Genomic DNA, 26966 nt, shown 5'->3' with positions numbered 1-26966 from the left:
AATACATGAAGAAGTTTTTACTTTTTTATTTCAATTTATTATAAGTATATAAAGTAAAGAGTAAATAAAGCAGTAACGAAATTAACTTAATATTAGATGTAAGAAAGGAGAGAATACCTTTTTTTACATCAATAAAAGGTATTTAAAGATTTATTTAGAAACTAAAGTCAATCCAAATGGTGGCGCAGAAATATTCGTAAGGTGCAATGATGAATGTATGTCTAATTTTAATGTAATACCATTTATCGCATGTATTTCTATTGCAGTGAAAGATGATTTGAGTTTCTTAGTTAATTTAGATAGTTTAATCAAACGTTAATTGCCTATAAAACGAATAGTAAAATAGCATCTAATTTATAAAATTTAGTAGGAGAGTCGTGTCCGAATTTAACTAACTGCATATATTGTTAAGAGAAAGGAGGGAGAGTTATGGCATGTACTACGAATAATGTTTGTTTAGATGTGTGTCTTAAAATTACAATTACCCCTGGTAGTGGAATTGATGCAGTAGTCGATTGTGGAGGCACATGTGGGACAAGTCCTACTATTGTAATTAGTCCTAGTGGATCAATTGTTATTACTTTACCATTAGTTGCATGTTTCTCAATTGCACTAAATGATGATTTAAGTGTTGACTCTTCATTAACAAGCCTCTCTTTTCAAACTTCTTAAGAAGATACAGAAATGAAAAACCTGCCTTCTACTTTTCTTTTGAATTGATGTAAAGACAAAAAAGATGGTTACAAACCATCTTTTTTATTCGGTCATATATTTAAAATGAAATAATATATTATTTGGTAGATTGGATGTGTAATTAAAAGCACTCTTTACCTCTTTTTTGTTCAATGAGGTAAGAAATTGCTTCTATATGATCACCAATGATTTGTTGTGTTGCTAATGAAAGGCAACCTTCCTGTGAGAAGTGTTTTTCAGGTCGAACACGATTCAGCTTATCGACGTCGACAGAATGGACATTTTGCACATGAAACCCTGCTAAAATTGTTTTCACTTGACTTAAGGTTGGAGAAAGAAGTGAATCAAACCCAATTGTATGAATGCATTTTCGACTAAAAGCATGAGGGACAGCAGTTGTGGATCCCATACCTAAATCTTTTCGATTACATGCTAAATTAACAGCATATTTACATGCGGTGACGATAGAATACGGTAGACGATACATATAGTAGTGCTCTAGTTTATTTAAAGCTAAGTCTGTGCCGTTTTGAATAGATTGTACAAATGGTAATAAATCATGACTAGAAATTAAGAAATCTCCATCTATAAATAATAGTATTTCACCTTTTGCAAAAAAGGCACCAACAGCACGTCCTGTATCATTTCCAAGTGCTTCTTCGTAGCTTATAACTGTTGCACCGCAACCCTTCGCCAATTCCTCTGTTTTATCTGTTGATCCATTAACAATAATAATAATTTCAAAAGGTTTTAATTTTTGTACCTCAAAAATGACAGATTCTATCATTTTTTCTTCATTTTGAACAGGGATGATAACTGATAATTGTTGATCTCCATAAGTATTTGAATAAAACTCTTTACCTGTAATTATTTTTGGAATGGATTTTTGTTCTCCGTTTTGAAGCCCTAAAATAATATCCCGCTTTCGATTATTATCGGTATAGTTTCCTCTTGGATCTTGCATTTTACTTATCCAATTTGCAATGGCTTCAAGATGATAATGAATGAGTTGAGTTGAAGGAAAAGGGAGAACTTGAGGGATAGGAATGTTTAATTGATCGCAAATCCGAAATTTATGTTCAATAATTTTCATTTGTGCCAATATGGGATTTGATAAATTATCTGGATTAATTACCTCAAGTACTTCTTTTGTCATTGCATAGGGGGGAAATAATAAGGAGTTAATATTTAAATCTGGGCGATAAAAAAAATGATTTGTAACTTGCTGCCAAATCATTGCTAAATTGGGCTGTTGTTTTTGATAAAAAAAATCATCTAAATTATTTAATACGACGTCAGCACATCCATTTAGTAATGGTTGAAGAAATTGTATAAGTAAGGAGGGGGGAACCATGTAATTTTCATCTAAAAATAAGAGATACTGCCCCTTTGCTTTTTTTGCACCAATTACATAAAGATTAGGAGATTCTATCGGTTCTTCTAGTGTAATAATTTCACAATTGTAGGAATCTGCACTCCCAATTGAATCCTGGGTATATCCGTTAATAGTAAGGATAATTTCTAAAGGCTGTAGTTGTTCACATGCTTTCAAAATTCCAGTTAAATTTTTTATTTTATGTTGTATGGGGATAATAATAGAAATTGAATGTTTACACATAAGCAGTCTCCTTTTTAATCAGAGGTAGTTGTTAATAAGATTAGATAAAATAGGAGATATATTTTCCTTTTGTTATAAGCATAACAATCATTTGTTTTTATCAGACTCACAATTTTCATTACTTGAATTAGAGTTTTTATTTATTCCAGAAGCGAGCAAATTATTGAGAACACTAAGGTCTAATTGCAACGGGACGGAGTTCTCAGATGAAGTTTTCTCATTTTCTTTTTTTGTAGTTAATATAGTCTTTATATTTTTAATTTCTTTATATTGTTTTAAGGTAATGAAAAATCCAGAAATAATAAAGAGAAAAGAAACAGTAGCAAGTAAAAGTATTATTTCCAACATAAAACAACCTCCTTTAAAAATACAATAATATTAATAGTTGAATGTAATAAAACAGAATTCGAGCTAATGAGTTCACTTTTTAAATATATGCAAATCTTTAGTAAAAGTTACTGATTTCTAAGTTAGAGGAAGCAATTATAGAAACGTTATAAATATAAATAAATGAAAGGTTCATTTATAGTGTAAAGGTATATATTATATAGCCTAAACTTCATTTTATAAAAAGTTAAATAGGGTGTAAATTTATACAAAAAGAGCATTTAATTGGACAAATAATTAATTATGTGAAATAATAATAACAGACAAGGAGACGTTGATTTCCCTTAAGTGCTTCGAATTAATTTTATTCAATAAGAGAAGGTGTGCTTAAAGAAGTTAAATTAAAAAAGGAGCTGTTTTATTATATGCAACAAAATAATGATTTAAATTTTGAACCTCAAGACGTTAATATTGTCAATCCTAAACAAGCCAGGAAAGCAGTAATTGCTACTGGTATAGGGAACGCAATGGAGTGGTTTGACTTCGGATTATACGCGTATTTAGCGGTAATTTTAAGTCAATTATTCTTCTCAGGTGTTGATAATAGTGGATTGCAACTTGTACTTACATTCGGTACATTTGCAGCAGCCTTTCTCGTTCGACCAATCGGAGGTGTATTCTTTGGTAGAATAGGAGATAAGTACGGCCGAAAAATCGTGTTAAGTACTACTATTATTTTAATGGCACTTTCTACATTATTCATCGCATTACTACCAACCTATGAACAAATTGGTGTATGGGCACCAATACTACTTTTAGTTGCCCGAATGATTCAAGGCTTCTCTACAGGCGGCGAATATTCAGGAGCAATGGTTTATATCGCAGAATCTTCTCCAGATAAAAAGCGTGGTATACTCGGTAGTGGTCTTGAAATTGGAACACTCTCAGGTTACATTGCTGCATCGGTAATTGTTACCATTTTGACGTTATTGTTAACAGATGAGCAAATGCTCAGCTGGGGATGGCGTATTCCGTTCTTAGTAGCTGCACCAATTGGTTTGGTCGGTTTATACTTACGCCGTCATCTAGATGAATCTCCAATCTTTGAAGAGATGGAAAAAGCACAAGAGGAATCTGAAGACAATGAACAATTTTCATTTATGGACATTATTAAGTATCACAAAAAAGACTTCTTATTAAGCACAGTAATTGTCGCCTTCTTTAATATTACAAATTATATGATTCTTTCGTATATTCCTTCTTATCTAACTCAAGTACTTAAAGTCGAAGAAACAACAGGCCTATTAATTATTTCTATTACGATGGCACTTATGATTCCACTAGCACTATATTTCGGTAAATTAAGTGATAAAATTGGTAATAAAAGCGTTGTGCAAATTGGTTTACTTGGTTTAACTGTATTTGCAATTCCAGCATTTTTACTAATAGGTAACGGACATATTGCAGCTATATTTGCAGGTATTTTCGTATTAGGTTTCTTTTTAAGTGTATATGAAGGAACATTACCTTCATTATTACCATCACTCTTTTTCACTGATGTACGTTATCGAGCACTTTCGATCTCATTTAATATTTCTGTATCGATATTCGGTGGAACAACACCGCTCGTATGTTCATACTTAGTTCATGCAACTGGTAACCCGCTCGCACCGGCATTTTATTTAGCAGGTGTAAGTATTATTGGATTAGTTGTATTTAGTGTACTATTCGTTACGACTTCAGGGCGTGCGCTAAAAGGTTCATATCCTACAGTAGAAACGAAAAAAGAAGCACACCTAATCGCTAAAGAAGACCCTGAAGAAACACTTTGGTGGCATGAAGAGTCATTAGAAATTGAAGCAGGGAAGAATGCTTCCATTTAAAAAGCAACCTAGAAGTATAAAAAGACTCCTATGAAAAAATAGGAGTCTTTTTATTACGTTATTTCTTTCGTTTCTTCAAACTTTTTTGATATGCATAAAGCTTATGAATCTCTTCCTTAAATTCATGTAGAAGTACAGTGTTTGCACCATTTGAATAACGCACAGTATTATAAGCATCTATAATAATATCACTTTGAATATTTACATCTTCTTCATCGTTTATTCTTTCTAGCCAAGTCTCAACAGTTTCTCCCCGTTTTCTATTTAAAGGAGGGGTTAACTTACTCTCTAGCTTGAAAATTTCCTTCCGAATTTCGTTATGTGGCGGTTTATTTCGTTTAAAAGGATTTTGGCTCATTCCTTCTTTATCAGTAATGATAGTAGATTCGAAGGCGGGCATATTTGGTAAACTTAAATGTTTTCGTTTTTTTACTATTTTCCAAACGACGTAAATAGCGATAGCTGTACAGACTATTATTGTAGCGCTATTTATGAGTATTGGATCAAAATCAGGAATTTTTTTTCCGTCTTCAATTTTTGGTTTTAAGAGATGTCCTTTATTTGCCCAAACATCTTCAGTATCTTTTAATTCCGCTGCTTTAATTAATGGCATTAAAGCATAGCCGACGCCTAATGCGACTACTTCCGTTATAAAACCAAAAATAAGTCGAATGAAAGGAAATATTTGAACAATTAATATACTCATTAAGCCAATCGTAATGATAGAAGCAAAACGTAATAGTTGTTGTTTGCGATTTGCCCCGGTTAACCAAAATGTAATCATAAGATGCAAGGCTAACATTAATAGTTTCCACAACGGTGGAAAGGGTGCATAAAATATAACTGAAACGACAAACCATACAATACCACCTAAAGATTTTTGAACTGGATATCCAGGTCCGACCACATGTACGATAAAGAAAAATAGTGGTAATATGATTGTGCCAAAAAGAGAAAAAGGTAAAAATAAAGAGAAAAGAACGATTTGAAGAACTAAAAGTATTACAAATCCTGTTGTTTTTTTCTGCATAAATTTATGAATAAGAAATACTCCAATATAGCCTGTTGTTAAAAATATTGCAATACTAATTAGTTCATCTCTTTCTGTTAATAATGAAAGCAGGAGGAGCAGAATGAAATCATGAATGTGATATAGCCAAGTTTTCAACCGATTCCACCATCCCTTCACTAGTAATGAGAAACGTTGGCTGCGAGAGAAGAGGGAGTTCATTTCTTTGTAAACCAATGTATATCATTGTAGACGATCGTTCTCTCTTTCTCTTTACATAATGAAGGAATCCTTGTTTCGGAAGTAACGTACTATCATCTGAAATACGGGCTAATTCTTCTAAAGCTTTTGCATATTGTGTTTGTCCTTCATTTAACGGTACATGTAATGCACCGCCTTCTGCTAATACACTAATAAACAATTCAAACGGAATGTGGTGCTTCGTTGTGTACTGGAAAATGTATGTTGCATATGAAATAAGTTCTTCTACATTATCTTTCCAACCAAATCCACGATCGGCAGCTAAAGAAAGACAAATCGTCCAACTATAATTTTTTACAGGTTCATATTGCTTGGCTTGTAATTCCTGCATTTTAGCAGATGCCTTCCAATGAATAGAGCGGAAAGACTCACGCTCATATCGCTTTACACCGATAATAGATGTTTCATCATTGTAAAAAGAAAAATTCGTTCGATAAAATCCATTCAAAAGTTGCTGAAGTTCTTGCAAACCTGCTACTTCTTTAGGAGAAGGATACACAATAATTTCAGTCCTTAATTTATCAAAAACAGGTAAATGTACAGTTAATAGATGAAATGGATCTTTTAATACACATTCAAACTGTTCAATTTGAAACACACCACGCTTCGTTGCGGTTAATGTTAAACCCCATTTTTGTGCCGAATGTGCAGGTTGTGAAAATGGGAAAGAGAATAATGTTTTTGATATTTGTTCAATGCCTTGCTCTTTATGCGGTATAAGGGACGAATTTAAATGAAAGTAACAAACACCATTAACGAGCGGTATGCTGGCTCCATTTTTTAAATGAATAAAAAACTGTCCAGATTCCTCAGGAAAAAGCCGTGTAGTTTGTTTCTCATTTATGATTTGAAACTTCTTCTCTATGAAAGCCACATATTTATAAATAAAAATCGCAAATATATAATAGAAGAAAAAGAGAAACATAAGCATTCGTTGCGGGAAAAAGAATGTGAAAAGTAACGCGATTGGAACGGTTAGTTGAATAATATGGAGTTGAAAAAATAAAGGTACAGTTACAACACGCTGTCCATTCATGCTTGCTCAATCTCCACAGGTACGTCAACTTCTTTTAAAATACTTTTCATAATATCATTTTTTGTCGTACGTAATGCACCTTCCATTGATAAGACGATACGGTGATTCCAAACAGAAGGAACTAACAATTGTATATCTTCTGGTGTGCAATATTCTCTCCCATGTAAAAAGGCTAAAGCTTGAACAGCACGTACTAAAGCTAATGTGGCACGTGGGCTTACACCGTTAGCGATATAATCATGATTTCTTGTAGCATGAGCAAGTTTAATAATGTAATGTTCTAACGGTTCCGAAACAAATATTTCTTTTACTCGTTTTTGAGATTCTAAAATATCTTCTAATGAGATGACAGATGTGACACTTTCTAATGGTAAATCGTTCCGAAAACGTCGCATCATTTGTAGCTCATCTTTAGGAGTAGGATAACCGATTGAAATCGTCATTAAAAAGCGATCAAGCTGTGCATCTGGAAGAGGGAAAGTCCCTTGTGATTCAATTGGGTTTTGCGTCGCAATAACAAAAAACGGTTTTGGCAGAGGAGTTGACTGCTTCTCAAGCGTCACTTGTCGTTCTTCCATCGCTTCTAACAAACTCGACTGCGTTCTCGGCATTGCACGGTTAATTTCATCTGCTAGCAAAATGTTTGTCATAACTGGTCCAATTCTTAATTCGAATTCGCTTGTTTTTGGGTTGAAGTATTCAATACCTGTTACATCACTTGGAAGTACATCAGGGGTGAATTGAACGCGAGAAAAACTACCACCAATACTTTTGGAAATGGTTTTCGCCAGTAACGTCTTCCCAGTACCAGGCACGTCTTCGAGCAGTACATGTCCATCAGCAAGAAGTGAAACGAGCAGTAGATCAATAACATTTTCTTTCCCAACAAACACAGATCCGATGTTTTCTTTCAATTTATGTATCATATGTACCATTCCTTTCATTATAAAAGAGCTAATATTCCTATATTTTAACAAATTATTCAGAAAGTTTGTATCATTTTTTAATTCAAAGAAATGGATATTTAATTATTAAATTACTCTTGCATATTTTGGAATATGATTATAAAATATCGATATACGATGTATCGCTAGTCGATATATCATAAGGCGATGTATCGGAGGTAGTTATAATGAATGCGAAGGCGCAAAAATATATTCCGTTAACTGAGGCGACATATTACATACTGTTATCACTAGTGAAACCAATGCACGGATATGGAATTATGCAAATGGTAGAAGAGATGACAAATGGGGAAGTAAAGCTCGGTCCTGGTACTTTATACGGGAATACGACGAAATTACTTAAAGAAAAATTAATTGTTGAAGTTGCCTCTACAGATAGAAAGAAGTGCTATAAGTTAACGCCGTTTGGGAGAGAAGTGTTAGAGCTAGAATATAACAGATTGCAGAGATCTGTAAGGAATGGAAATAGTATATTAGGGGAGTGAATGGGAAATGGAGACAAAGAAGGTATTCAAACCTTTTGCGATATGGAGCTTGGAAAAAGAAGAAGCTTTTTTAAGAAAAATGCATCAAAAAGGATGGGCTTTACAAAAGTATAATGTAATGTATACGTTTAAGAAAACTGAACCAAAAGATGTAGTATATAAAGCGGATTTTAGACTGGATTATAAAGATTCAAAAGAAAAACAAAAAGAATATATTGAAATATATGAAATGTGTGGATGGAAACATGTAACGAGTTTTGCGAAGTGGAATTATTTTTGTAAAGAAGTAGACGAGGAAAATGAGTTACCTGATATTTATTCAGACAAAGAAACGAAGATACAAAAATTTGTTGAATTGATACAGTTCGTTGCAATTATGTTTGTAATGTTAATTCCAGTGCTTTACTTATGTTTTCTTGGAGTATCAGAATCAGGATTATATAAAGGTATGGTTGGGTTTTTAGTTTGTATATATTTATATGCGTTTATTAATTTATTTAGGAAGATTAAAAAGTTGAAAAAGGAAATATTTTAACAAAGAGTGATATTCTTAGAGAAGATATTGATGGGAATCAACTTCTCTAATTTCTATATATATTTATTTTGTTCATTCTTTTTTATATAATAAAAGACCAACTTTTTAATTCATAGAACTAACAGTTACAAAGATAATACCATAATACCAGTAACAACACCTAAAAAAATCATAAATGAAGAAGAAATAATCAATAATAACGAACTAGCAATTAATATTAATTTATTAGATTTTTAATTTTTAAAATGGTAGTAAAGTAAAAGACTATAAATAGTAGAAACAAACCATATTGTTAGACCGTAAGGAGTCGTTATTTTCTCCCAATCGAAGATCCAAAAGTAAAAGATGACTATATGGCAAGTTAATAGTAGAAATATTGATAGAAGCGTTATTTTTTTATTATTTGTTTTACCTCGCTTATGTAAACATTTCCAAAAGAGTGCGAAGTTTAACATATAATAAGGAAGAAATACATTTTTAATTAAGTTATTAAACGGAAAAATCCCTTATAGAAAAATCTATTTCTACAAGGGATAATCATGTTTTTATTAGAAAGACTGATTTTGCGCAGGTTTAATAAATTGTTCAGGGTTTTCAACAAGTCCGCATACAGCACATTGGACACGGTATGTAGGTCCTTGATAGGCCATATGAAAAGCATTCATCGTTTCATTTGTGTATTTTTCTTCTACTTGACCAGTTTGTGGATTTATTTTGACTGGTTTTACTTGTTGCTCAAGAATATTAAAGCGAGTACGATTCGTTTTACAGCTTGGACATAGCATTGGTTCCATATGTATACACCTCCATTTGTATCATTTCTTAAAATCTTTAATTTTATGCAAGCAAAAAACTTTCTCAATATAAATAGGTGTTTAATGTATTTAAAATTCAGAAAAAATAAAATATAATAAAAGTACGAACTGGTTATGTCCAAACCAAATCTCCTGTTTTATGCCAATAAGCTGGGGGGCCGAGAAATCGGCCTCATTTTTTTTGCTCATTACTACAAGGAACAAGGTTTTTGTGAGACTTTTGTCGAAATTTTAGGGATAGATACAAAGGGGGATGTAAAATGGATTTGAAAATGAAGTACATCATTTTATATGTAGAAAAGTTTGAGGAATGTTTAAAATTCTATAAAGATATTTTACAGTTACCTATAAAAGCAGAGCACGGTACATATATTGAATTTAATACTGGAACTACCATTTTAGCGATGAATACGCGGCAAGATGTGAAAGAATTAACAGGACTACCGCTTACAGAAGGTAAATTACAGTCTTCTCATTTCGAATTAGGATTCGTTGTTGAAAATGTATTAGAAACGATTGAGCAATTTAGAGGACAAGGTATTAAGGTTTTAGTTGAACCAATTGTAAAACCGTGGGGGCAAACAATTGCCTACATTGCTGATCCAGATGGAAATTATATTGAAATTTGCAGTTCATTAGAATAGAGGGAGAAAGAGAGATGGGATTTCCGAAACTAGAAACAGAACGTTTACGATTAAGAGAACTTACACTATTAGATGCAGAAACGATGTTCCAATATTTTTCGAAAGAATCAGTTATACGTTATTTCGGAATGGATTCTTTTGAAAATATTGAGCAAGCGAAAACAACGATTCAAACGTTTAAAAATCGTTATGAAGAGGGCAGTGTATTTCGCTGGGGAATCGAGAAAAAAGGGACGGGCCAATTAATCGGAACGTGCGGATTTCATTTAATTAATAATAATCATAAACGAGCTGAAATTGGTTATGAATTAGATGATACATATTGGGGACAAGGATATGCATCGGAAGCATTACAAGCGATTTTAGCTTACGGATTTGAAATGCTGCAACTAATAAGAATCGCAGCGGTTGTATATGTAGAAAATAAATCTTCTCAAAAATTGTTAATAAAAGCAGGATTTCAAGAAGAAGGATTACTTCGAAAACATATGATTCAAAATGGAGTTGCTCATGATACTATTTTATATTCTTTATTAAAAGAAGAGTGGAAGAAGTAATGAGCACAAACGAACTTATAACGATTATGAAGAAGCATAGGGAAAATAGATTCATTTTAGGTATAGATGGTTTAAGTCGATCTGGAAAAACAACATTCGTAACCAATTTAAAAGAAAATATGAAACAAGAAGGCATTCCGTTTCATATTTTCCATATTGATGATCACATAGTGGAGCGTAATAAACGATATCATACTGGATATGAAGAATGGTACGAGTATTATTATTTACAATGGGACATTGAATGGCTAAGGCAGAAATTTTTTCAAAAGCTACAACATGAAACAAAATTGAAATTACCTTTCTTTCATGAAGAAACAGATATATGTGAAATGGAAAAAGTACAGATTCCTATTGTAGGGGTAATTGTTATTGAAGGAGTTTTTCTGCAGCGAAAAGAATGGAGAGATTTCTTTCATTATATGGTCTATTTGGACTGTCCAAGAGAGACAAGGTTTCTACGTGAGAGTGAGGAGACACAGAAAAACCTTTCAAAATTTGAAAATAGGTATTGGAAAGCAGAGGATTATTACTTAGAAACGGAATTGCCGAGGGATAGGGCGGATTTAGTCATTGAATGATTTGAAAATAGAAGGTGAATAGAATGAATATTTTATGGGATTTTGATGGGACGTTATTTGATACGTATCCTGCATATACAATGATGCTTTCTGAAATATTAGGTGACTCAGTAGAAAAACAAGAAATATACAAAAACTTAAAAATATCATACTCTCATGCAATTCAGTATTATAATATTTCATGCGAGCAGGAAGAAAAAATTAAAGTTTTGAAGGAGAAATTCACGCCAAAAGATATGAAACCTTTTGCAGGTGTCGAAGAGGTTTTGAAATTTGCAGATAAAAATGTGATTATGACCCATAAACATAGGGCAGGGGTTATGAACATTTTAAAATATTACGGCTGGGAAAAATACTTTGTAGATATGGTTACAATTGACGATGGCTTTCCCCGAAAGCCCAACTCTTTAGCTTATAATCATTTACATAAAAAACATAATATTGATTTAGCTATTGGAGATAGAGAATTAGATTTATTACCTGCAAAAGAATTAGGTATTTCAACATGTATGTTTCAAGGTGATTGTGATGTAGCGGATTATTCTTTATCACATTACTCGGAGTTTTTTAAGATAGTGAGTGATAGAGAGTTTTCTTTATAAAAAAAGTTATTAATAAAGACTGAATCTTTCATTTTAAAGGTACAGTCTTTATTTTTTAGAACTCTTTCATTTTATTCCGCAATAACGGGCAGCCTGATTGCTTCAACTAATAATCAGTGGAGGGTGAACAAAACCTCCACTGATTAAAGTTTCACTTTATTTTCTGTATATAATAATTACTAGAGGTTAAAGGATAATCGTCCATCTTTAATAAGGAAGTGGTCAGTTTGTTTTAACCAAATTATGGTTATTCATGTTAATATGAACTCATAGCTATATAGAAGGGGTGGGGTTAGTATGAAAACTGAAATAGGTCCTAAAAAGAAGTATAGTATAATAAGTTATGTATCTTTACTCATCGGCATTTTGTGTTTTCTATTCGTTTTTATAACGCCAACAAGGATAGCCAATGCAGGTAATATAGTTGGAGATTATATTACAATTGCCCTGACAGGTGTAGGTATCATGCTTTCAATAATCACAATGACGAAAAGAACAGAGAAGAAGGGAATTGCTATTCTTTCATTAATACTGTCCTCATCATTTTTTATATTTTGGATCATAGCAATTATCCTATTGTTTACTGGTCAAATTAGTTTTGCGCCGTAATGTGTAATAAAAAGAGTCCTTCTCGTATGAAGGACTCTTTTTACTCGGTATCTTCAGGTTGATATTCTAAAATATCCCCCGGTTGGCATTCTAATGCTTTACATATTGCTTCTAAAGTTGAAAAACGGACTGCTTTTGCTTTTCCATTTTTCAAGATAGAAAGGTTAGCCATTGTAATTCCAACCTTCTCCGAAAGTTCTGTGACACTCATTTTTCTTTTTGCTAACATTACATCAATATTAATAATAATTGCCATATTATTCACCTCAGACCGTTAAATCATTTTCTGATTTTATATCTATAGCATCTTTTAATAGTCTTTGGAGAACGGCAGCAAAGACCGCGATTACCATTGAAGCAAAAATCATAATCATTCCGATAATAATAATGCCAGGGGCGTCATCTCTCTCTGCCACGAGATAGAAAAGTGGCATACCTAATACATATAATACACTAATTGCCAATGCGCTGTACTTAATATTTTTTAAAGCTTGAACAGATAGCTCTGAGAATGCGTTATTTTTATCAATATAGTTTAAAAGCTTAAATGTTTGGTACAGTGCGAAGTAATAAGGTATTGCTGTTGCGTATAAATTGATAAATACAAGATATTTAATATATGCAATATCTGGATATAATTCTGCGGCAAAATTTCCTATTTTAGGGACTAAAAAAATGCACATAGCAAGAACGGGGATTCCGATCAGAATTACAACGGTCTTTAAAAAGAGTGTGGATCCTTGTTTCATAAAAAGCACCTCATTTATTTAATATCTTATTAATTTAACATGAAATTTATTGTTTAACAATAAATCTTTATTTCTTTTAATCGAGGATTTATTGTTAAACAAGTAATTAATGAAAAGGATGTTAAATCTTTTTTATAAGATAAATGATACATATCGATATTTAATTAAAGAAAGAGAAAGTAACTATTGTTAGCTTTATGAGAATTGGGAACTAATAAAACATATGTAGGTTTTGGTATGGAAAAGGAAATAAGGTGTATTGAAATGAATGCAAAGTTTATGGAGGAACAATCATGTTGAATTATGGTGTGAAGATGAAAAAGTTACTATTGGTGGGAGCTATAATAGTAAGCGTATTAAGTATGGAAAGTATGATGAATTATCATGCGGCCAAAGCTAAGGTGAAAAAAGTAGAACACCAGCCTAAAAATATAATTATGATGGTTATGGACGGAACGAGTTCAACGGCGACAACATTGGCTCGCTGGTATAAAGGGGCACCGCTTACGTTAGATCAAATTGTAACAGGAGGTGTTCGTACGTTTTCGGCGGAATCAGCTATTACAGACTCAGCGCCAGCAGCAACAGCTTTAGCAACTGGAAATAAATCGAATTCAGGATATGTAGGTGTATTACCTTCTATTGTAAGTTCGCCTAGCTTACAGCCAATAAAAGAAGAAGAAAAGTTACGGCCGGTCGCAAACGTATTAGAAGGCGCAAAATGTACTGGTCGTGCAACTGGCATTGTTGCTACATCTGAAATTCAGCATGCTACTCCGGCCGGATTCTCCGCTCACCATGTCAATCGCAAACATTTTGACGTAATTGCGAAGCAGCAAGTATATCAAAATATAGATGTCGTATTAGGCGGGGGAAAAGCGGCGCTGTTACCTATGAAAAGTAATGGAATCCGAAAAGATGGTGAAAATTTAGTAAAGGTGATTCAAGACAAAGGATACGATTTCGTTGAAACGAAAGATGCGTTATTGAACTCCAAATCTAATAAAATTTGGGGCTCTTTCTCACATCATGCTCTTGCGTTTGATATAGATCGTATAGCAACAAATCCAGAACAACCAACACTTTCTCAAATGACAGAAAAAGCAATTCAAACATTATCAAAAGATAAAGATGGCTTCTTTTTATTCGTAGAAGGTAGTAAGCCTGATTGGGCAGCTCATGCTAATGATCCAATTGGGATGATTAGTGATGTATTGGCATTTGATGAAGCGGTAGCAAAGGCGTTACAATTTGCGAAGAAAGATGGGGATACGATGCTCATCGCTTTAACTGATCATGGTAACAGCGGCATCTCTATAGGGAATAGGAATACGACAAAAGGATACAATACTACACCGGTTTCTGCATACATTGATCCATTGAAAAAGGCGAAAATGACACTTGAAGGAACTATAAATAAACTGAAATCTGATTTATCAAATGTAGAAGATGTAGCTAAACTATACGGTTTGGATAATCTAACTCATGATGAAAAAGAAAAATTAAAAGTGGCAAAAAAGAAAATGGATGTAGGACGAATTCTTACTACATTATTGGCTAATCGTGCAAATATCGGCTTTACGACAGGAGGACATACAGGTGAGGATGTATTCTTACATTCTTATGGACCTCAAAAACCAGAAGGCTTAATCCAAAATACAGACATTGCGAAGACGATGGCGAAAGCGATGGGCTTTAACTTAGAAGAAGTAACGAATAAAATATTTTTAGAGAGTGAACAAGCCTTTAAGAAAATCGGTGCAACTGTAACAGCCGACAAAACCGAAGGAGCAAACCCGTTACTCGTAGTAAAACATAATAAAGTAGAAGCACAATTATTTGGTAACAAAAATATAATTCGTATCAATGGTAAAGGGTATGAATTAAGAAGTATTATTGTAGAGAGTAATGGAAAGTGCTATGTACCAGAAGAAGCAATTCAACTATTTGTAAAGCATTCTCGTTAAAAAATTGCCAACCAGTTAAGTTAACTGGTGGCAATTTTTTGTGTTTATTCTAAATGTAAGTGTTCGAATTGTTTTGTAAAGTTTTCCATATGAGACTTGTATAAATGTTAAAGGGAAATTATATTTTTTTCTTACATTAAAAAATTTCGTTTTGTAGAATAAGAAGTTATACATATAGTAAAGTCTAATGTGTATTAATATTTACGAAAAATATATTAATACTTTAGAATTTCTTTAATGTTCATTATTTTTTATTTAAGGTTATCCGTTATATTTATAATATGTTTATTTCAATTTATTGTATTGAAGCTCAGTTTTATATAATTATAAAGCAATCATCAAAATAAAATCTCCACTAGAGTAAATTTATTATTTTTTTGCGGAAATTATTATGCAGCTAAGAAAATTGTAGTTTATTGGATTAGAAATATATTAGAATTTACTTGAAGAAAGAGAGAGGGAATAAAATGAATATAGTGCACTTACGTCCTAAACAGCGGTCTAAGTATCGCATTATGCTAGGGAAGTGGTATTACTCTACAAAGAGGTATATTCAGTGGTTGGCAGACGGAAAAACATATGCAAAAAGGTTCCAACAAGAAAAGCTACCTTGTACAGCAATTCAGCACCGAACGATATTACTTCGTAAGCTCAAAGATGTAGATATGTGGTATCAACAGAATAAGGTTGTTAATTTGAAAATTGCTGTTAAAAAACTAAATGGTATCGTCATTAGACCGGGAGAAACATTTTCTTACTGGCGTTTAATAGGTAAGCCAACGAGGAAAAAAGGGTATGTAGAAGGTATGGTATTACATTACGGATCTTTTCAAACAGGTATTGGAGGAGGTCTTTGTCAGCTTTCGAATTTAATATATTGGATGACTTTACATACACCACTGACAGTAACAGAACGATATCGTCATAGCTTTGATGTCTTTCCTGACTCTAGGCGAACTCAACCGTTTGGGAGTGGGGCGACTTGTTCCTATAACTATTTGGATTTACAAATTAAAAATGAAACGGACCAACCGTATCAACTTCACCTTTATATGACAGATGAACATTTAGTTGGTGAATGGAGAACAGTCTATCCGCAACTTTATCAATATGAAGTGTATGAGAAAGAACACTCAATTCAACCGGCATACTGGGGCGGTTATATACGACATAATGTGATTCAACGTAAAGTATATAATCAACAGAAACAGTTAATAGAAGATCAATATGTAACAGAGAATCACGCTATAATGATGTACGAACCACTATTAGCTTGTAATAATGAGAATAGTGAGTAATATGGTAATCCATAGATTAAATAGTATAGAAAATATTTAATTCTTATTTTTATTAAAAAAGTATGAATCCCAGATTTACTGGATTTTGATTGTAACTAAGAACATATAAAAGTTCACTGTTATTTATAGAAGAGTCTGTTTGTTTTTATATCTTATGTATTTCACCCTGCATAAAAAAATATTTCTCAACATTTTATTTGTTGAAAAAGATTGAATATTCGTATTATAACATATTATGTTGTTATCGGCAAAAAACGATAATTTGCAGGCACTGGGGAGGAAATACATTGAAAAAGAAAAAGAAATTAAAACCATTAGCGGTATTAACAACAGCAGCGGTACTAAGTAGTACGTTTGCTTTTGGAGGTCACGTAGCGTATGCTGAGACACCAACATCATCTCTACCAATAGATGAGCACTTAATACCGGAGGAGCGTTTGGCTGAAGCGCTAAAACAACGGGGGGTAATTGATCAATCTGCATCACAAGCTGAGACTTCAAAGGCTGTCGAAAAATATGTTGAGAAAAAGAAAGGGGAAAACCCTGGGAAAGAAATCTTAACAGGAGATAGTCTTACGCAAGAAGCCTCTGACTTTATGAAAAAAGTAAAAGATGCAAAAATGAGGGAAAATGAACAGGCGCAGCAGCCTGAAGTAGGCCCAGTAGCTGGACAAGGTGCAGCATTGAACCCTGGGAAATTAAATGGAAAAGTACCTACTACATCAGCGAAGCAAGAAGAATACAATGGAGCTGTTCGAAAAGATAAAGTACTTGTTTTACTTGTAGAATTTAGCGATTTTAAGCATAACAATATTGATCAAGAGCCAGGATACATGTATTCTAAGGACTTTAATCGTGAACATTATCAAAAAATGTTATTTGGTGATGAACCATTTACTTTATTTGATGGATCGAAAATTAACACATTTAAGCAATATTATGAAGAACAATCTGGTGGTAGCTATACAGTTGATGGGACTGTAACAGAATGGCTTACTGTTCCAGGAAAAGCATCAGATTATGGTGCTGATGCGGGTACTGGGCATGATAACAAGGGGCCTTTAGGACCAAAAGATTTTGTGAAAGAAGCATTAAAAGCAGCGGTAGCAAAAGGAATCAATTTAGCAGACTATGACCAATTTGATCAATACGATCAAGATGGTGATGGAAATAAAAATGAGCCAGATGGCATTATTGATCATTTAATGGTTGTACATGCTGGCGTTGGTCAAGAAGCTGGCGGCGGTAAATTGAAAGATGATGCGATTTGGTCACATCGTTCAAAACTAGGTTCAAAACCATATGCAATTGATGGCACGAAATCTTCTGTTTCGAACTGGGGCGGAAAGATGGCTGCATATGATTATACAATCGAGCCTGAAGACGGAGCAGTTGGTGTGTTTGCACATGAGTATGGCCATGATTTAGGCTTACCAGATGAATATGATACAAAGTACTCAGGACAAGGTGAACCTGTTGAGTCATGGTCTATTATGAGTGGTGGTAGCTGGGCTGGAAAAATTGCAGGAACAGAGCCAACGAGTTTCTCGCCACAAAATAAAGAGTTTTTCCAAAAGAATATGAAGGGGAACTGGGCGAATATTCTTGAAGTAGATTATGACAAACTTAGCAAAGGAATCGGTGTTGCAACATATGTAGATCAAAGTACTACAAAATCTAAACGACCTGGAATTGTTCGTGTTAACTTGCCGGACAAAGATATAAAAAATATCGAATCAGCGTTTGGTAAGAAGTTCTATTACAGTACAAAAGGAAATGACATTCATACAACACTTGAGACACCAGTATTTGACTTAACAAATGCAAAGGATGCTAAGTTCGATTATAAGGCATTTTACGAACTTGAAGCGAAGTATGATTTCCTTGACGTATATGCGATTGCAGAAGATGGAACGAAGACACGCATTGATAGAATGGGCGAAAAAGATATAAAAGGCGGCGCGGATACAACTGATGGTAAGTGGGTTGATAAATCATACGATTTAAGCCAATTCAAAGGAAAAAAAGTAAAACTGCAATTTGAGTACTTAACAGATATTGCAGTAGCTTATAAAGGATTTGCGTTAGATAATGCAGCCTTAACTGTAGATGGAAAAGTTGTTTTCTCTGATGATGCAGAAGGTCAGCCAGCAATGACGCTAAAAGGCTTTACTGTGTCTAATGGATTTGAACAGAAAAAACATAATTACTATGTAGAGTGGAGAAATTACGCTGGGTCTGACACTGCGTTACAACATGCACGTGGCCCAGTGTTTAATACAGGAATGGTTGTATGGTATGCGGATCAAAGCTTTACAGATAACTGGGTAGGCGTTCATCCAGGTGAAGGGTTCTTAGGAGTAGTAGATTCTCATCCAGAGGCAATTGTAGGGACATTAAACGGACAACCTACTGTGAAGAGCAGTACACGTTATCAAATTGCCGATGCGGCATTCTCATTTGATCAAACGCCAGCATGGAAAGTAAATTCACCAACACGCGGTATCTTCGATTATAAAGGATTACCAGGAGTGGCAAAATTTGATGATTCTAAGCAATACATCAACAGCGTTATTCCTGATGCAGGACGTAAGTTACCGAAGCTAGGACTGAAGTTTGAAGTGGTAGGCCAAGCTGAAGACAAGTCTGCAGGTGCAGTTTGGCTTCATCGATAAAATAAGGTAAAAAGAAGAGAAGCTGCGATAAGTCGGTGAAACTGACTGATTGCAGCTTTTTTCTTCTTGTGAAAAAACTCGCTGTTTTTTATGTACTTATTGGAAAAATACGAAGTTTCTTTGATACATAAAATGTTCCGTCTGTCCAATTATAGAAGCTATTTTGGACGTAAGAAATTTGTAAGTAATGAGTAAGAAAAAAGAGATTTTCATAGTATAAAATATTTATTATAGCTACTTTTAACACCTGATACTAATAGTGTGCTATAATATGAATTAGCAACAAAAAGGAAAGGAATTAGAACAATGACCTTAGAAAATACTAAAAATTTAAAAAAACAAGTTGCTCCTTTTGAAAAATCAACGATTAAAAAAAGTGTTTGGCAACTGATTAACACAATCGTGCCATTTATTATTTTATGGTACCTTGCTTATAAAAGTTTGTCAGTTTCTTATTGGTTAACATTAGTTCCAGCACTGTTAGCCGCTGGATTTATGACAAGGATTTTCATTATTTTTCATGATTGTACCCATTATTCATTCTTTAAAAGTCGACGTGCAAATAGAATAGTTGGAACGTGTATGGGTGTTTTAACATTATTCCCATTTGATCAGTGGGGGCATGAGCATTCTATTCACCACGCTACGAGTGGTAATTTGGATAAGAGGGGTACAGGGGATATTTGGACGCTTACAGTAGATGAATATGTAGCAGCACCATTTAGACTCCGTTTAGCATATCGTTTATATCGCAATCCATTCGTTATGTTTGGGTTAGGCCCGATTTATGTTTTCTTGCTTAAAAATAGATTTAACCGAAAAGGTGCTAGAAAAAAAGAACGTATGAACACTTATTTAACGAATATTTTAATCGTTGCTATTATAGGGATGCTTTGCTGGGCAATTGGATGGCAATCGTTTCTTTTAGTACATGGTTCTATATTTTTAATAGCAGGTTCAATAGGGATTTGGCTGTTTTACGTACAGCACACATTCGAGGATTCTTATTTTGAAGAAGATAAAGAGTGGGAATATGTGAAAGCGGCAGTGGAGGGAAGTTCTTTTTATAAACTTCCAAAAATTTTGCAATTTCTAACGGGTAATATTGGATTTCATCATGTTCACCATTTAAGTCCAAGAGTACCTAACTATAAACTAGAAGAGGCACACAACAATACCCTTCCTTTAAAAAATGTACCAACGATTACGCTTGCTACAAGCTTGCGTTCACTCCGTTTCCGTCTTTGGGATGAGAAAAGTAACAATTTTGTTAGCTTTAAAGATGTCAAAAATATAATTAAAAATAATGTTTCTGTTCGGGTGAAATCTGAACTATAATTGCATCGTATATAAAATTCCCCTTAATCATTTTCGATTTAAGGGGAGTTTTTGTTTCAAAAGTAGATGCCAGATAAGAAGAAAAATTAAATGATTCAAATTATAATTGAAGCAGATTAGGAATTGCTCGTACGTAAGTACAAATGCAAGATGACAATAAATGCATTATGTTAACAAGTGGAGTTATCATGAATTTTCTATTACGATAACTGTTCATAAATCCGACGAAAATTAATAGCAAAAGGGGGATCGTACAACAGTATATCTAAAAAATTAGAAAAGACTTGAACGGAAATTTCATTCATTTTTCTTGGTGTTCCGCATTCCATACACTTAAATAGGATGCATATTCTAATTCATCTGGATTGTCATGTAACATAGAAATGAATTCTAATTTATTTCTATCACAATCTAGAAAGTATACACTTGCAGCGGGCATCCACCTTTGGACAATTGGCTCTTGATTTCCTTTTCCTTGACTTCCTATCACTTCTATTCCACGCTCCTCTAACCACGCTTTAGAAGTCATTAAAAACTCTAAATTTACACCAAAAGCAAAATGTTTCAGCTCAAAGTCTTCGATATTATTTACTTCCCATAGTCCAAGCATTTGTTTTTTATTTTCTCCGACCCAAAAGAAAGCCACTCTTCTTTTGGAGAGTTTTCTTGCTAACGTTAATCCTAGCTTGTTTTGATAGAAATTTATCGCTTTTTCTAAATTTCTTACATGTAAATGAGTCTCGTATATGTTCTGTATCATTATGATCATTCCTTTCTTTCTTGGTAACTACCAGTTGAGTAATGAATGTAATTCTAATAATGTACAGCTATATCTGATATACCTATTTATTATTATATCGAAATTGAAATACGATAAATCCAACTGAGGTAGCAAGTTCAAATGAAATTTTTACTACTTTTGTAGGAGAAGAGAAAAATCCATTAAATTCAGGTGAACTCATATTTAAATAATGAAAAAAAGACCACACATGAAGTGAAACGCCACGTGTTGTCTTTTTTGTATCGTGCAATATTACGAAGTTTCGCTAATTTTAGTTTCACTTTGAGTGTTAGTTGCAATTCTTTTCTTAACTTTAAAGTGATAGTAGGTATAGCAAAAGATGATAAATGGTACAGTACAATAAATGCCTAGTCTTTGATCTGGGATAAAGATAAGACTTACTAATATAATGCCATACAATCCAAAACCAAGAATTGGTACAAGGGGATAGAGTGGAGTTCTGAACTTCAAGTCTTCTAATTTTCCACCTTCAGCTAAATAGTGTTTGCGGAAAAAGAATTGAGAAACACAAATTGACATCCAAACAATGATTGTTATGACTCCAGAAATGGAAATTAACCATAAGTAAACCGTTTCAGCAGCTACGACGCTTGTTAAAAGAGAAAAAGCAGAAATAGCTATTGTCATGATTAAAGCGTTGAGAGGAATCCCACGTGATGATAATTTCTTTAAAAATGCTGGAGCCATTTCGTTTTTTGATAAAGACCAAAGCATTCGAGTAGCAGCGTATAGTCCTGAGTTTGCAACAGAAAGAACAGCAGTAAGAATAACAAAGTTCATAATATCAGCTGCATATGGAATACCGATATTATCAAAAACAGCAACGAATGGGCTCTTTGTGAGTCCAGCTTCTTCCCAAGGAATTAAAGCAACAAGAACAAAGATTGCTAAGACGAAGAAAAACATTGTGCGCCATATAATATTTCTAATAGAACGAGGTAAAGTTTTTGCTGGATCTTCACTTTCACCTGCTGCGATTCCGACAAGCTCTGTACCTTGGAAGGAATAATTGACTGTAACCATTGTTAATAGAATAGCTGCAAGTCCATTCGGAAATAAACCACCATGATTTACGAAATTTGAAAGGAGTGGAGCTGGTTCGTCGCCTTTTAAATCAATAAAGCCGAACATAGCGGCGCCACCAAGAATTATAAAAGCTATAATGGCAGATACTTTTATACTTGAAAACCAAAATTCTGTTTCTGCATAACTACGAGCAGATAATGCGTTAATAGTAAAGATTGTAACGCCAAATATTAAACACCAAACCCAAACAGGAATATCAGGAAACCAGCGCTGCATTGTAATACCGGCAGTTGTAAATTCAAGACCGGTCGTATTCGCCCAGCTTAACCAATACAACCATCCGATTGTAAAGCCAGTTGCAGGATTGATGAATTTAGTGGCATATTCCTGGAAAGAACCCGAAACAGGCATGGCTACAGCGAGTTCACCAAGACATAGCATAACGAAATACATTAATAATCCACCGGCCATAAAGGCAAGTACGGATCCACCAGGTCCAGCTTGACTTATTATAAAGCCAGATCCGTTAAATAACCCCGTTCCAATCACACCACCGAGTGCAATCATGAATAAGTGTCTACTTTTCATCGTACGTTTTAATTCATTGTTTGTATTGTTTACTTGCGCCATTGTTTTCCTCACTTTCGTAGTTGATAGAATAAAGTTTGATGTTTTTCCGTATTATGGAATGTATTCCGTGATGTGAAATCTTGTTATAATTTTCAGATAATTAAAAAGAAAAGTCAATATTTTTTTGTTTGCGTTTTCAATTCGTTGTTAGTGATATATTTTTATTGTTAGAAAATTGAATAAATAGATTGATTTCATTTCGAATGTTTGCTAAATTGATAGTTAATTAAACGTACTAACATACTACGAGTAAAGTTGAGGCGAGTTATGGTACAGTCCATTGATCGAGCGATAAGTATTATTAAATTATTGAATTCTACAAATGAAAAAGAGTATTGGGCTATTTCTGATATAGCAGATGGAACACATCTCCCAGTTAGTACAGTACATAGATTACTTAACTCTCTAATGGAGCATGGGTTAGTTACACAAATACCAGAGACAAAACAGTACAAAATTGGACCAATGTGGATGGAAATAGGGTTACGTCAATTGGAGAAGGTAGACTACAGATCAGTTGCAAGAGAAGTGATGAAGCGGTTGGCCTTTGAAGTCGAAGAAAGTGTCTATTTAAATATTCCAAACGGAACACATTCTATTATCATTGAAAGAATTGATAGTCCTTTAAAAATTCGAGTTATCGATAATCTAGGGGAACAAATTCCACTTTCAATTGGTGCCGCAAATAAAACGATGCTTGCCAATATGAAAACGAATGAAATGGAACATATTGTAGAACATTTACTTTCTTCATTACCAGAACAAAAGCAAATTCTTCTTAATCAAATAAAGCAAATAAAAAATGAAGGATATGCTGTCAGTTATGGTGAAAAAACAGAAGGGACAGCTTCAGTAGCTGCACCTATTATCGGATTTAATCATAAAGTAGTAGGAGCATTAAGTGTTGGGTTAATTAGTCATCGTATTAATGATGATCGACTATCTTTTCTTATTAGCAAGGTAAAACAAGCAGCTCATGAAATATCAATAAAAATCGGCAGTACATCAGAACTATAATTTTGATAGCTGTCGTCATTTTTTATTCATATACTGGAATTCGTTTTCATAATGCGGAAAAATAGGGGGATTTATATGTCAAAGTGGCAATCAAAAGAACAATTGATTCAATTATTAAGCAGTCTTGTTGAAATTCCTAGTATTACCGGTTCAGAAGCTGAAGTAATATTGCCAGGCTTTGTTGTGGAACAATTATCTGAATTACAGTATTTCAAAGAAAACCCGCATCATTTACAAAAAAATCCGACAGGGGACGGACGATATTTTGTTACAGCACTAGTAAAGAAAAAAGATAGTACAAAAAATACTGTAATTCTAGTAAGTCACTTTGATGTTGTAGATGTACAAGATTACGGAGTGTGGAAAGAAGATGCATTTAATCCTAAAAAGTTAACATCTATGTTTTATTCTCATAAAGATGAACTTCCAGACCATGTGCGTGAAGATATAGAACATGGGGAATGGCTGTTTGGTAGAGGAACAATGGATATGAAATGCGGTCTAGCATTACAAATGGCAATGATTGAACAAGCATGTGAAGGAAGATTCGATGGGAATGTTCTTTTATTGGCTGTACCAGATGAAGAAGTGAATTCTGTAGGGATGAGGGCCGCTGTTCCGAGACTGTTAGATTTAGCTAGAGAGCATAACTTAGATTATAAAACGGTCTTAAACTCAGAGCCTATGTTTTCAAGACATCCTGGTGACCAAAATAAGTATATTTACACTGGCTCTATTGGTAAAGTGTTACCTGGTTTTCTTTGCTATGGAAAAGAGACACATGTAGGTGAACCTTTTGCAGGCTTAAATGGGAGTTATATGGCTTCATTAATAACAGCAGAATTAGAGTTAAACACAGACCTTTGTGATATTGTAGAAGGGGAAGCGAGTCCTCCGCCAACTAACTTACTTCAAAGGGACTTAAAGGAGGATTATTCTGTACAAATTCCGCATCGTGCAGTTACATTATTTAATTTGTTTTTATTAGAAAAATCAATGATAGATGTAGTTTCATTGTTACGTCAAAAAGTAACGAAAGTAGCAGAGAAAATAGAAGAGTCGTATGAAAAACATGCATATCGTTTTTCTAAATATAATCCATTTATACCACCTAATCTCAAAGTAAATGTATTAACGTATGAAGAGCTTATCACATATGCAATTGAGCAACATGGACAAGAAAAAATAAATCATATTCAATCTAATATTATAAAAAATAGAGAAGATAAAGATGATCGTGCGGTAACGATTGATTTAGTAGATAAATTAGCGATTTTATGTAAAGAAAAGGCACCGATGATTGTACTTTTCTTCGCTCCGCCGTACTATCCAGCTGTGAGTTCACGCAACAATCCTTTAATAAAAGAGGTAGTTGTAGAAATGGAAAAGTATGCACACTACAATCATAAGATTACATTTGAAAACCAAAATTATTTTGGGGGGATTTCAGATTTAAGCTATGTAGGCTTGCAGTATCCACTAGATTCAATGAGTTCGCTTGTAGACAATATGCCATTATGGGATAAAGGTTATTCAATTCCGCTTCAGGAATTAGAAGAGTTTGATGTTCCAGTATTAAATATGGGGCCGGTAGGAAAAGATGCACATCAATGGACAGAACGTCTAGATGTAAACTACGCATTTGAAACACTATTAGATATGTTACCGAAATGCATTGAAAAATTATTAGTTTCTAATAAAATTACACAATCATAGTAGGGAATAGGTAAGGGATAAAACAGAACCTTTAAAGAAAATTCGAATGAAATTATTTTAATATAATTAAAAAGTGGAACGGCCAAGCTCAATTTTATATGAGTTTGGCCGTTTATCATGTAGTGAATTTTTAATTAAAATTATGTGAATTCATAGCTAACGTAATCTCTTTTATAGTTTTATTTTTTAGTTTGACCAGATAGTTCAACAGACTTTTGCGTACAACGCTGCATAGCTGAAATAATCGCTGTTCGTAATCCTTTTTCCTCTAATGTTGCAACAGCTTCTATTGTCGTTCCGCCAGGAGAACAAACCATATCTTTCAATTCACCTGGATGTATTCCTGTTTCTAGTACCATTTTTGCAGAGCCTAACACAGCTTGAGCAGCGAATTTATATGCTTGATTTCTTGGCATACCATCTAGTACAGCAGCATCTGCCATCGCTTCTATAATCATATATACATAAGCTGGTGAAGAACCACTTACAGATGTTACAACATCCATTAATTTTTCACTTACGATCTCTGTTTGACCAAAACTATTGAAAATGTTTAGTACATCTTCTAAATCTTTTTCTGTCACCATTTCATTAGGGCATAATGCAGACATTCCTTCTCCAACAAGAGCAGGAGTATTAGGCATTACTCTGACAACCTTTACTTTTTTATTAAATGCATTTTCAGTACTTTCAATACTTTTCCCAGCAGCGATCGTAACGATGATAGCATCGTTTTTGATTACTTCTTTTATTTCATTAATTATTGATGCGTATAGGTCTGGTTTGATTGATAAAATTAAAATATCAGCATTTTTAGCTACTTTATTGTTGTCGGTAGTTGTAGTTAGCCCATATTTTTCACTAGCATTTTTTAAATTAGCAGTGTTTAAATCTGAACAAATAATTTGATTTGAAGACACTATATTTTTGTTTATCATTCCGCCAATCATAGCCATTCCCATATTTCCGCAACCGATGAATCCAATTTGTTTATCCATAATAACTCAATCTTGCTCCTTTTATAATCAATTATATCGGTTTGATATTATTTTCTTAGAATAAGAATAACATCCCTGTGCAATATAAAGAAACATTCTAAGAGAATATATTCCTTTTTGCAACACTAAA

Annotated in this window: 26 protein-coding genes and 1 pseudogene; 15 read left to right on the top strand and 12 right to left on the bottom strand. The window is 33.6% G+C overall.

Features of this window, described 5'->3' with window-relative positions:
* Positions 1 to 429 precede the first annotated feature (429 nt).
* Complete coding sequence (locus NST86_RS15060; RefSeq protein WP_016118130.1) at positions 430 to 672, top strand: hypothetical protein; 243 nt, start codon at positions 430 to 432, stop codon at positions 670 to 672.
* Between the two features lie 142 nt (positions 673 to 814).
* On the opposite strand, the gene NST86_RS15055 is transcribed toward NST86_RS15060, so the two are convergent.
* Complete coding sequence (locus tag NST86_RS15055; protein ID WP_016118129.1) at positions 815 to 2311, bottom strand: glycosyltransferase family 2 protein; 1497 nt, start codon at positions 2309 to 2311, stop codon at positions 815 to 817.
* 87 nt (positions 2312 to 2398) lie between these two features.
* Positions 2399 to 2659 carry a hypothetical protein gene (locus tag NST86_RS15050; protein WP_000889739.1) on the bottom strand — a complete coding sequence of 87 codons (261 nt, stop codon included), beginning with the start codon at positions 2657 to 2659 and terminating at the stop codon, positions 2399 to 2401.
* A gap of 404 nt (positions 2660 to 3063) precedes the next feature.
* Here NST86_RS15050 and NST86_RS15045 point away from each other — a divergent pair, with 404 nt between their 5' ends.
* Positions 3064 to 4521, top strand: coding sequence for an MFS transporter (locus NST86_RS15045; protein WP_086423134.1), 1458 nt, complete (start codon positions 3064 to 3066; stop codon positions 4519 to 4521).
* A gap of 58 nt (positions 4522 to 4579) precedes the next feature.
* Here the strand turns inward: NST86_RS15045 and NST86_RS15040 are convergent, their stop codons facing one another.
* Genes NST86_RS15040 through NST86_RS15030 form a run of 3 tightly spaced genes read right to left on the bottom strand, consistent with a single transcriptional unit; the run spans position 4580 to position 7753 of the window.
* Positions 4580 to 5689 (bottom strand): DUF4018 domain-containing protein, encoded by a 1110-nt coding sequence (locus NST86_RS15040; protein ID WP_016118128.1) that lies wholly within the window; start codon positions 5687 to 5689, stop codon positions 4580 to 4582.
* Entirely contained in the window at positions 5661 to 6827 is a 1167-nt protein-coding gene (locus NST86_RS15035; RefSeq protein WP_016118127.1) for a DUF58 domain-containing protein, read from the bottom strand. The genes NST86_RS15040 and NST86_RS15035 overlap by 29 nt, the downstream gene beginning before the upstream one ends.
* Complete coding sequence (locus NST86_RS15030) at positions 6824 to 7753, bottom strand: AAA family ATPase (RefSeq protein WP_086392537.1); 930 nt, start codon at positions 7751 to 7753, stop codon at positions 6824 to 6826. Before NST86_RS15030 ends, NST86_RS15035 begins: the two co-directional genes overlap by 4 nt.
* Positions 7754 to 7959: 206 nt before the next feature.
* Here NST86_RS15030 and NST86_RS15025 point away from each other — a divergent pair, with 206 nt between their 5' ends.
* Both NST86_RS15025 and NST86_RS15020 read left to right on the top strand, forming a co-directional pair.
* Positions 7960 to 8277, top strand: coding sequence for a PadR family transcriptional regulator (locus NST86_RS15025; protein ID WP_016118125.1), 318 nt, complete (start codon positions 7960 to 7962; stop codon positions 8275 to 8277).
* A gap of 7 nt (positions 8278 to 8284) precedes the next feature.
* On the top strand, positions 8285 to 8812 hold the full coding sequence (locus NST86_RS15020) for a DUF2812 domain-containing protein (RefSeq protein WP_000448424.1): 528 nt from the start codon (positions 8285 to 8287) through the stop codon (positions 8810 to 8812).
* A gap of 105 nt (positions 8813 to 8917) precedes the next feature.
* Here the strand turns inward: NST86_RS15020 and NST86_RS15015 are convergent.
* Together NST86_RS15015 and NST86_RS15010 are read right to left on the bottom strand one after the other, a co-directional pair.
* Positions 8918 to 9267, bottom strand: a pseudogene (locus NST86_RS15015) (hypothetical protein).
* A 93-nt stretch (positions 9268 to 9360) separates the two neighbouring features.
* The gene (locus tag NST86_RS15010; protein ID WP_086423129.1) at positions 9361 to 9606 is read right to left on the bottom strand and encodes a DNA alkylation repair protein; all 246 of its coding nucleotides are present in this window, start codon (positions 9604 to 9606) and stop codon (positions 9361 to 9363) included.
* Positions 9607 to 9887: 281 nt separating this feature from the next.
* On the opposite strand from NST86_RS15010, the gene NST86_RS15005 reads away from it, so the two are divergent.
* From NST86_RS15005 to NST86_RS14985, 5 genes are all read left to right on the top strand, one after another.
* Positions 9888 to 10271, top strand: coding sequence for a VOC family protein (locus NST86_RS15005; RefSeq protein WP_000364503.1), 384 nt, complete (start codon positions 9888 to 9890; stop codon positions 10269 to 10271).
* Positions 10272 to 10285: 14 nt separating this feature from the next.
* The gene (locus NST86_RS15000) at positions 10286 to 10828 is read left to right on the top strand and encodes a GNAT family N-acetyltransferase (RefSeq protein WP_000506678.1); all 543 of its coding nucleotides are present in this window, start codon (positions 10286 to 10288) and stop codon (positions 10826 to 10828) included.
* Positions 10828 to 11409: a kinase gene (locus NST86_RS14995; RefSeq protein WP_000106120.1), complete on the top strand. Its 582-nt coding sequence runs from the start codon at positions 10828 to 10830 to the stop codon at positions 11407 to 11409. The genes NST86_RS15000 and NST86_RS14995 overlap by 1 nt, the downstream gene beginning before the upstream one ends.
* Positions 11410 to 11432: 23 nt before the next feature.
* Entirely contained in the window at positions 11433 to 12011 is a 579-nt protein-coding gene (locus NST86_RS14990; RefSeq protein ID WP_086423128.1) for an HAD-IA family hydrolase, read from the top strand.
* Positions 12012 to 12308: 297 nt separating this feature from the next.
* Positions 12309 to 12620: a hypothetical protein gene (locus NST86_RS14985; protein ID WP_086423127.1), complete on the top strand. Its 312-nt coding sequence runs from the start codon at positions 12309 to 12311 to the stop codon at positions 12618 to 12620.
* Between the two features lie 40 nt (positions 12621 to 12660).
* On the opposite strand, the gene NST86_RS14980 is transcribed toward NST86_RS14985, so the two are convergent.
* Both NST86_RS14980 and NST86_RS14975 read right to left on the bottom strand, forming a co-directional pair.
* Positions 12661 to 12876 carry a helix-turn-helix domain-containing protein gene (locus tag NST86_RS14980; RefSeq protein WP_000974619.1) on the bottom strand — a complete coding sequence of 72 codons (216 nt, stop codon included), beginning with the start codon at positions 12874 to 12876 and terminating at the stop codon, positions 12661 to 12663.
* Positions 12877 to 12886: 10 nt separating this feature from the next.
* Positions 12887 to 13369, bottom strand: a complete 483-nt coding sequence (locus tag NST86_RS14975) for a DUF2975 domain-containing protein (protein WP_000809118.1) — start codon at positions 13367 to 13369, stop codon at positions 12887 to 12889.
* 293 nt (positions 13370 to 13662) lie between these two features.
* Between NST86_RS14975 and NST86_RS14970 the strand changes: the two genes are divergently transcribed.
* From NST86_RS14970 to NST86_RS14955, 4 genes are all read left to right on the top strand, one after another.
* Positions 13663 to 15336, top strand: coding sequence for an alkaline phosphatase (locus tag NST86_RS14970; RefSeq protein ID WP_086423126.1), 1674 nt, complete (start codon positions 13663 to 13665; stop codon positions 15334 to 15336).
* 467 nt (positions 15337 to 15803) lie between these two features.
* Complete coding sequence (locus NST86_RS14965; protein ID WP_001028242.1) at positions 15804 to 16634, top strand: VanW family protein; 831 nt, start codon at positions 15804 to 15806, stop codon at positions 16632 to 16634.
* Positions 16635 to 16921: 287 nt separating this feature from the next.
* Complete coding sequence (locus NST86_RS14960; RefSeq protein WP_086423124.1) at positions 16922 to 19309, top strand: immune inhibitor A domain-containing protein; 2388 nt, start codon at positions 16922 to 16924, stop codon at positions 19307 to 19309.
* Positions 19310 to 19615: 306 nt separating this feature from the next.
* On the top strand, positions 19616 to 20647 hold the full coding sequence (locus NST86_RS14955; protein WP_000171497.1) for a fatty acid desaturase: 1032 nt from the start codon (positions 19616 to 19618) through the stop codon (positions 20645 to 20647).
* Positions 20648 to 20948: 301 nt separating this feature from the next.
* Here NST86_RS14955 and NST86_RS14950 read toward each other — a convergent pair whose 3' ends face one another.
* Together NST86_RS14950 and NST86_RS14945 are read right to left on the bottom strand one after the other, a co-directional pair.
* Entirely contained in the window at positions 20949 to 21407 is a 459-nt protein-coding gene (locus NST86_RS14950) for a VOC family protein (RefSeq protein WP_000615638.1), read from the bottom strand.
* A 273-nt stretch (positions 21408 to 21680) separates the two neighbouring features.
* Positions 21681 to 23105 (bottom strand): amino acid permease, encoded by a 1425-nt coding sequence (locus tag NST86_RS14945; RefSeq protein WP_000079968.1) that lies wholly within the window; start codon positions 23103 to 23105, stop codon positions 21681 to 21683.
* Between the two features lie 267 nt (positions 23106 to 23372).
* Here NST86_RS14945 and NST86_RS14940 point away from each other — a divergent pair, with 267 nt between their 5' ends.
* Complete coding sequence (locus tag NST86_RS14940) at positions 23373 to 24122, top strand: IclR family transcriptional regulator (RefSeq protein ID WP_000250746.1); 750 nt, start codon at positions 23373 to 23375, stop codon at positions 24120 to 24122.
* 51 nt (positions 24123 to 24173) lie between these two features.
* A complete protein-coding gene (locus tag NST86_RS14935; RefSeq protein ID WP_136986281.1) occupies positions 24174 to 25838 on the top strand; it encodes a M20/M25/M40 family metallo-hydrolase in 1665 nt (554 codons plus the stop codon).
* A 179-nt stretch (positions 25839 to 26017) separates the two neighbouring features.
* Here the strand turns inward: NST86_RS14935 and proC are convergent, their stop codons facing one another.
* Positions 26018 to 26836: a pyrroline-5-carboxylate reductase gene (gene proC, locus NST86_RS14930; RefSeq protein ID WP_000360727.1), complete on the bottom strand. Its 819-nt coding sequence runs from the start codon at positions 26834 to 26836 to the stop codon at positions 26018 to 26020.
* Positions 26837 to 26966: the final 130 nt, after the last annotated feature.

This window comes from Bacillus sp. FSL L8-0199 (assembly GCF_038005705.1).
In the GTDB taxonomy this organism is placed as follows: domain Bacteria; phylum Bacillota; class Bacilli; order Bacillales; family Bacillaceae_G; genus Bacillus_A; species Bacillus_A cereus.
This window is presented reverse-complemented; position numbering and strand designations above follow the sequence as displayed.

What these genes read in the sequence shown, in the direction of transcription:
- NST86_RS14940 (WP_000250746.1), top strand. Translation starts at nt 23,373, where the DNA reads ATGGTACAGTCCATTGATCGAGCGATAAGTATTATTAAATTATTGAAT.
- proC (WP_000360727.1), bottom strand. Translation starts at nt 26,836, where the DNA reads ATGGATAAACAAATTGGATTCATCGGTTGCGGAAATATGGGAATGGCT.
- NST86_RS15060 (WP_016118130.1), top strand. Translation starts at nt 430, where the DNA reads ATGGCATGTACTACGAATAATGTTTGTTTAGATGTGTGTCTTAAAATT.
- NST86_RS15010 (WP_086423129.1), bottom strand. Translation starts at nt 9,606, where the DNA reads ATGGAACCAATGCTATGTCCAAGCTGTAAAACGAATCGTACTCGCTTT.
- NST86_RS15020 (WP_000448424.1), top strand. Translation starts at nt 8,285, where the DNA reads ATGGAGACAAAGAAGGTATTCAAACCTTTTGCGATATGGAGCTTGGAA.
- NST86_RS15050 (WP_000889739.1), bottom strand. Translation starts at nt 2,659, where the DNA reads ATGTTGGAAATAATACTTTTACTTGCTACTGTTTCTTTTCTCTTTATT.
- NST86_RS14965 (WP_001028242.1), top strand. Translation starts at nt 15,804, where the DNA reads ATGAATATAGTGCACTTACGTCCTAAACAGCGGTCTAAGTATCGCATT.
- NST86_RS15055 (WP_016118129.1), bottom strand. Translation starts at nt 2,311, where the DNA reads ATGTGTAAACATTCAATTTCTATTATTATCCCCATACAACATAAAATA.
- NST86_RS14990 (WP_086423128.1), top strand. Translation starts at nt 11,433, where the DNA reads ATGAATATTTTATGGGATTTTGATGGGACGTTATTTGATACGTATCCT.
- NST86_RS14950 (WP_000615638.1), bottom strand. Translation starts at nt 21,407, where the DNA reads ATGATACAGAACATATACGAGACTCATTTACATGTAAGAAATTTAGAA.
- NST86_RS14985 (WP_086423127.1), top strand. Translation starts at nt 12,309, where the DNA reads ATGAAAACTGAAATAGGTCCTAAAAAGAAGTATAGTATAATAAGTTAT.
- NST86_RS14975 (WP_000809118.1), bottom strand. Translation starts at nt 13,369, where the DNA reads ATGAAACAAGGATCCACACTCTTTTTAAAGACCGTTGTAATTCTGATC.
- NST86_RS14935 (WP_136986281.1), top strand. Translation starts at nt 24,174, where the DNA reads ATGCGGAAAAATAGGGGGATTTATATGTCAAAGTGGCAATCAAAAGAA.
- NST86_RS15025 (WP_016118125.1), top strand. Translation starts at nt 7,960, where the DNA reads ATGAATGCGAAGGCGCAAAAATATATTCCGTTAACTGAGGCGACATAT.
- NST86_RS14995 (WP_000106120.1), top strand. Translation starts at nt 10,828, where the DNA reads ATGAGCACAAACGAACTTATAACGATTATGAAGAAGCATAGGGAAAAT.
- NST86_RS14945 (WP_000079968.1), bottom strand. Translation starts at nt 23,105, where the DNA reads ATGGCGCAAGTAAACAATACAAACAATGAATTAAAACGTACGATGAAA.
- NST86_RS14970 (WP_086423126.1), top strand. Translation starts at nt 13,663, where the DNA reads ATGTTGAATTATGGTGTGAAGATGAAAAAGTTACTATTGGTGGGAGCT.
- NST86_RS15005 (WP_000364503.1), top strand. Translation starts at nt 9,888, where the DNA reads ATGGATTTGAAAATGAAGTACATCATTTTATATGTAGAAAAGTTTGAG.
- NST86_RS15000 (WP_000506678.1), top strand. Translation starts at nt 10,286, where the DNA reads ATGGGATTTCCGAAACTAGAAACAGAACGTTTACGATTAAGAGAACTT.
- NST86_RS15045 (WP_086423134.1), top strand. Translation starts at nt 3,064, where the DNA reads ATGCAACAAAATAATGATTTAAATTTTGAACCTCAAGACGTTAATATT.
- NST86_RS14980 (WP_000974619.1), bottom strand. Translation starts at nt 12,876, where the DNA reads ATGGCAATTATTATTAATATTGATGTAATGTTAGCAAAAAGAAAAATG.
- NST86_RS15030 (WP_086392537.1), bottom strand. Translation starts at nt 7,753, where the DNA reads ATGATACATAAATTGAAAGAAAACATCGGATCTGTGTTTGTTGGGAAA.
- NST86_RS14955 (WP_000171497.1), top strand. Translation starts at nt 19,616, where the DNA reads ATGACCTTAGAAAATACTAAAAATTTAAAAAAACAAGTTGCTCCTTTT.
- NST86_RS15035 (WP_016118127.1), bottom strand. Translation starts at nt 6,827, where the DNA reads ATGAATGGACAGCGTGTTGTAACTGTACCTTTATTTTTTCAACTCCAT.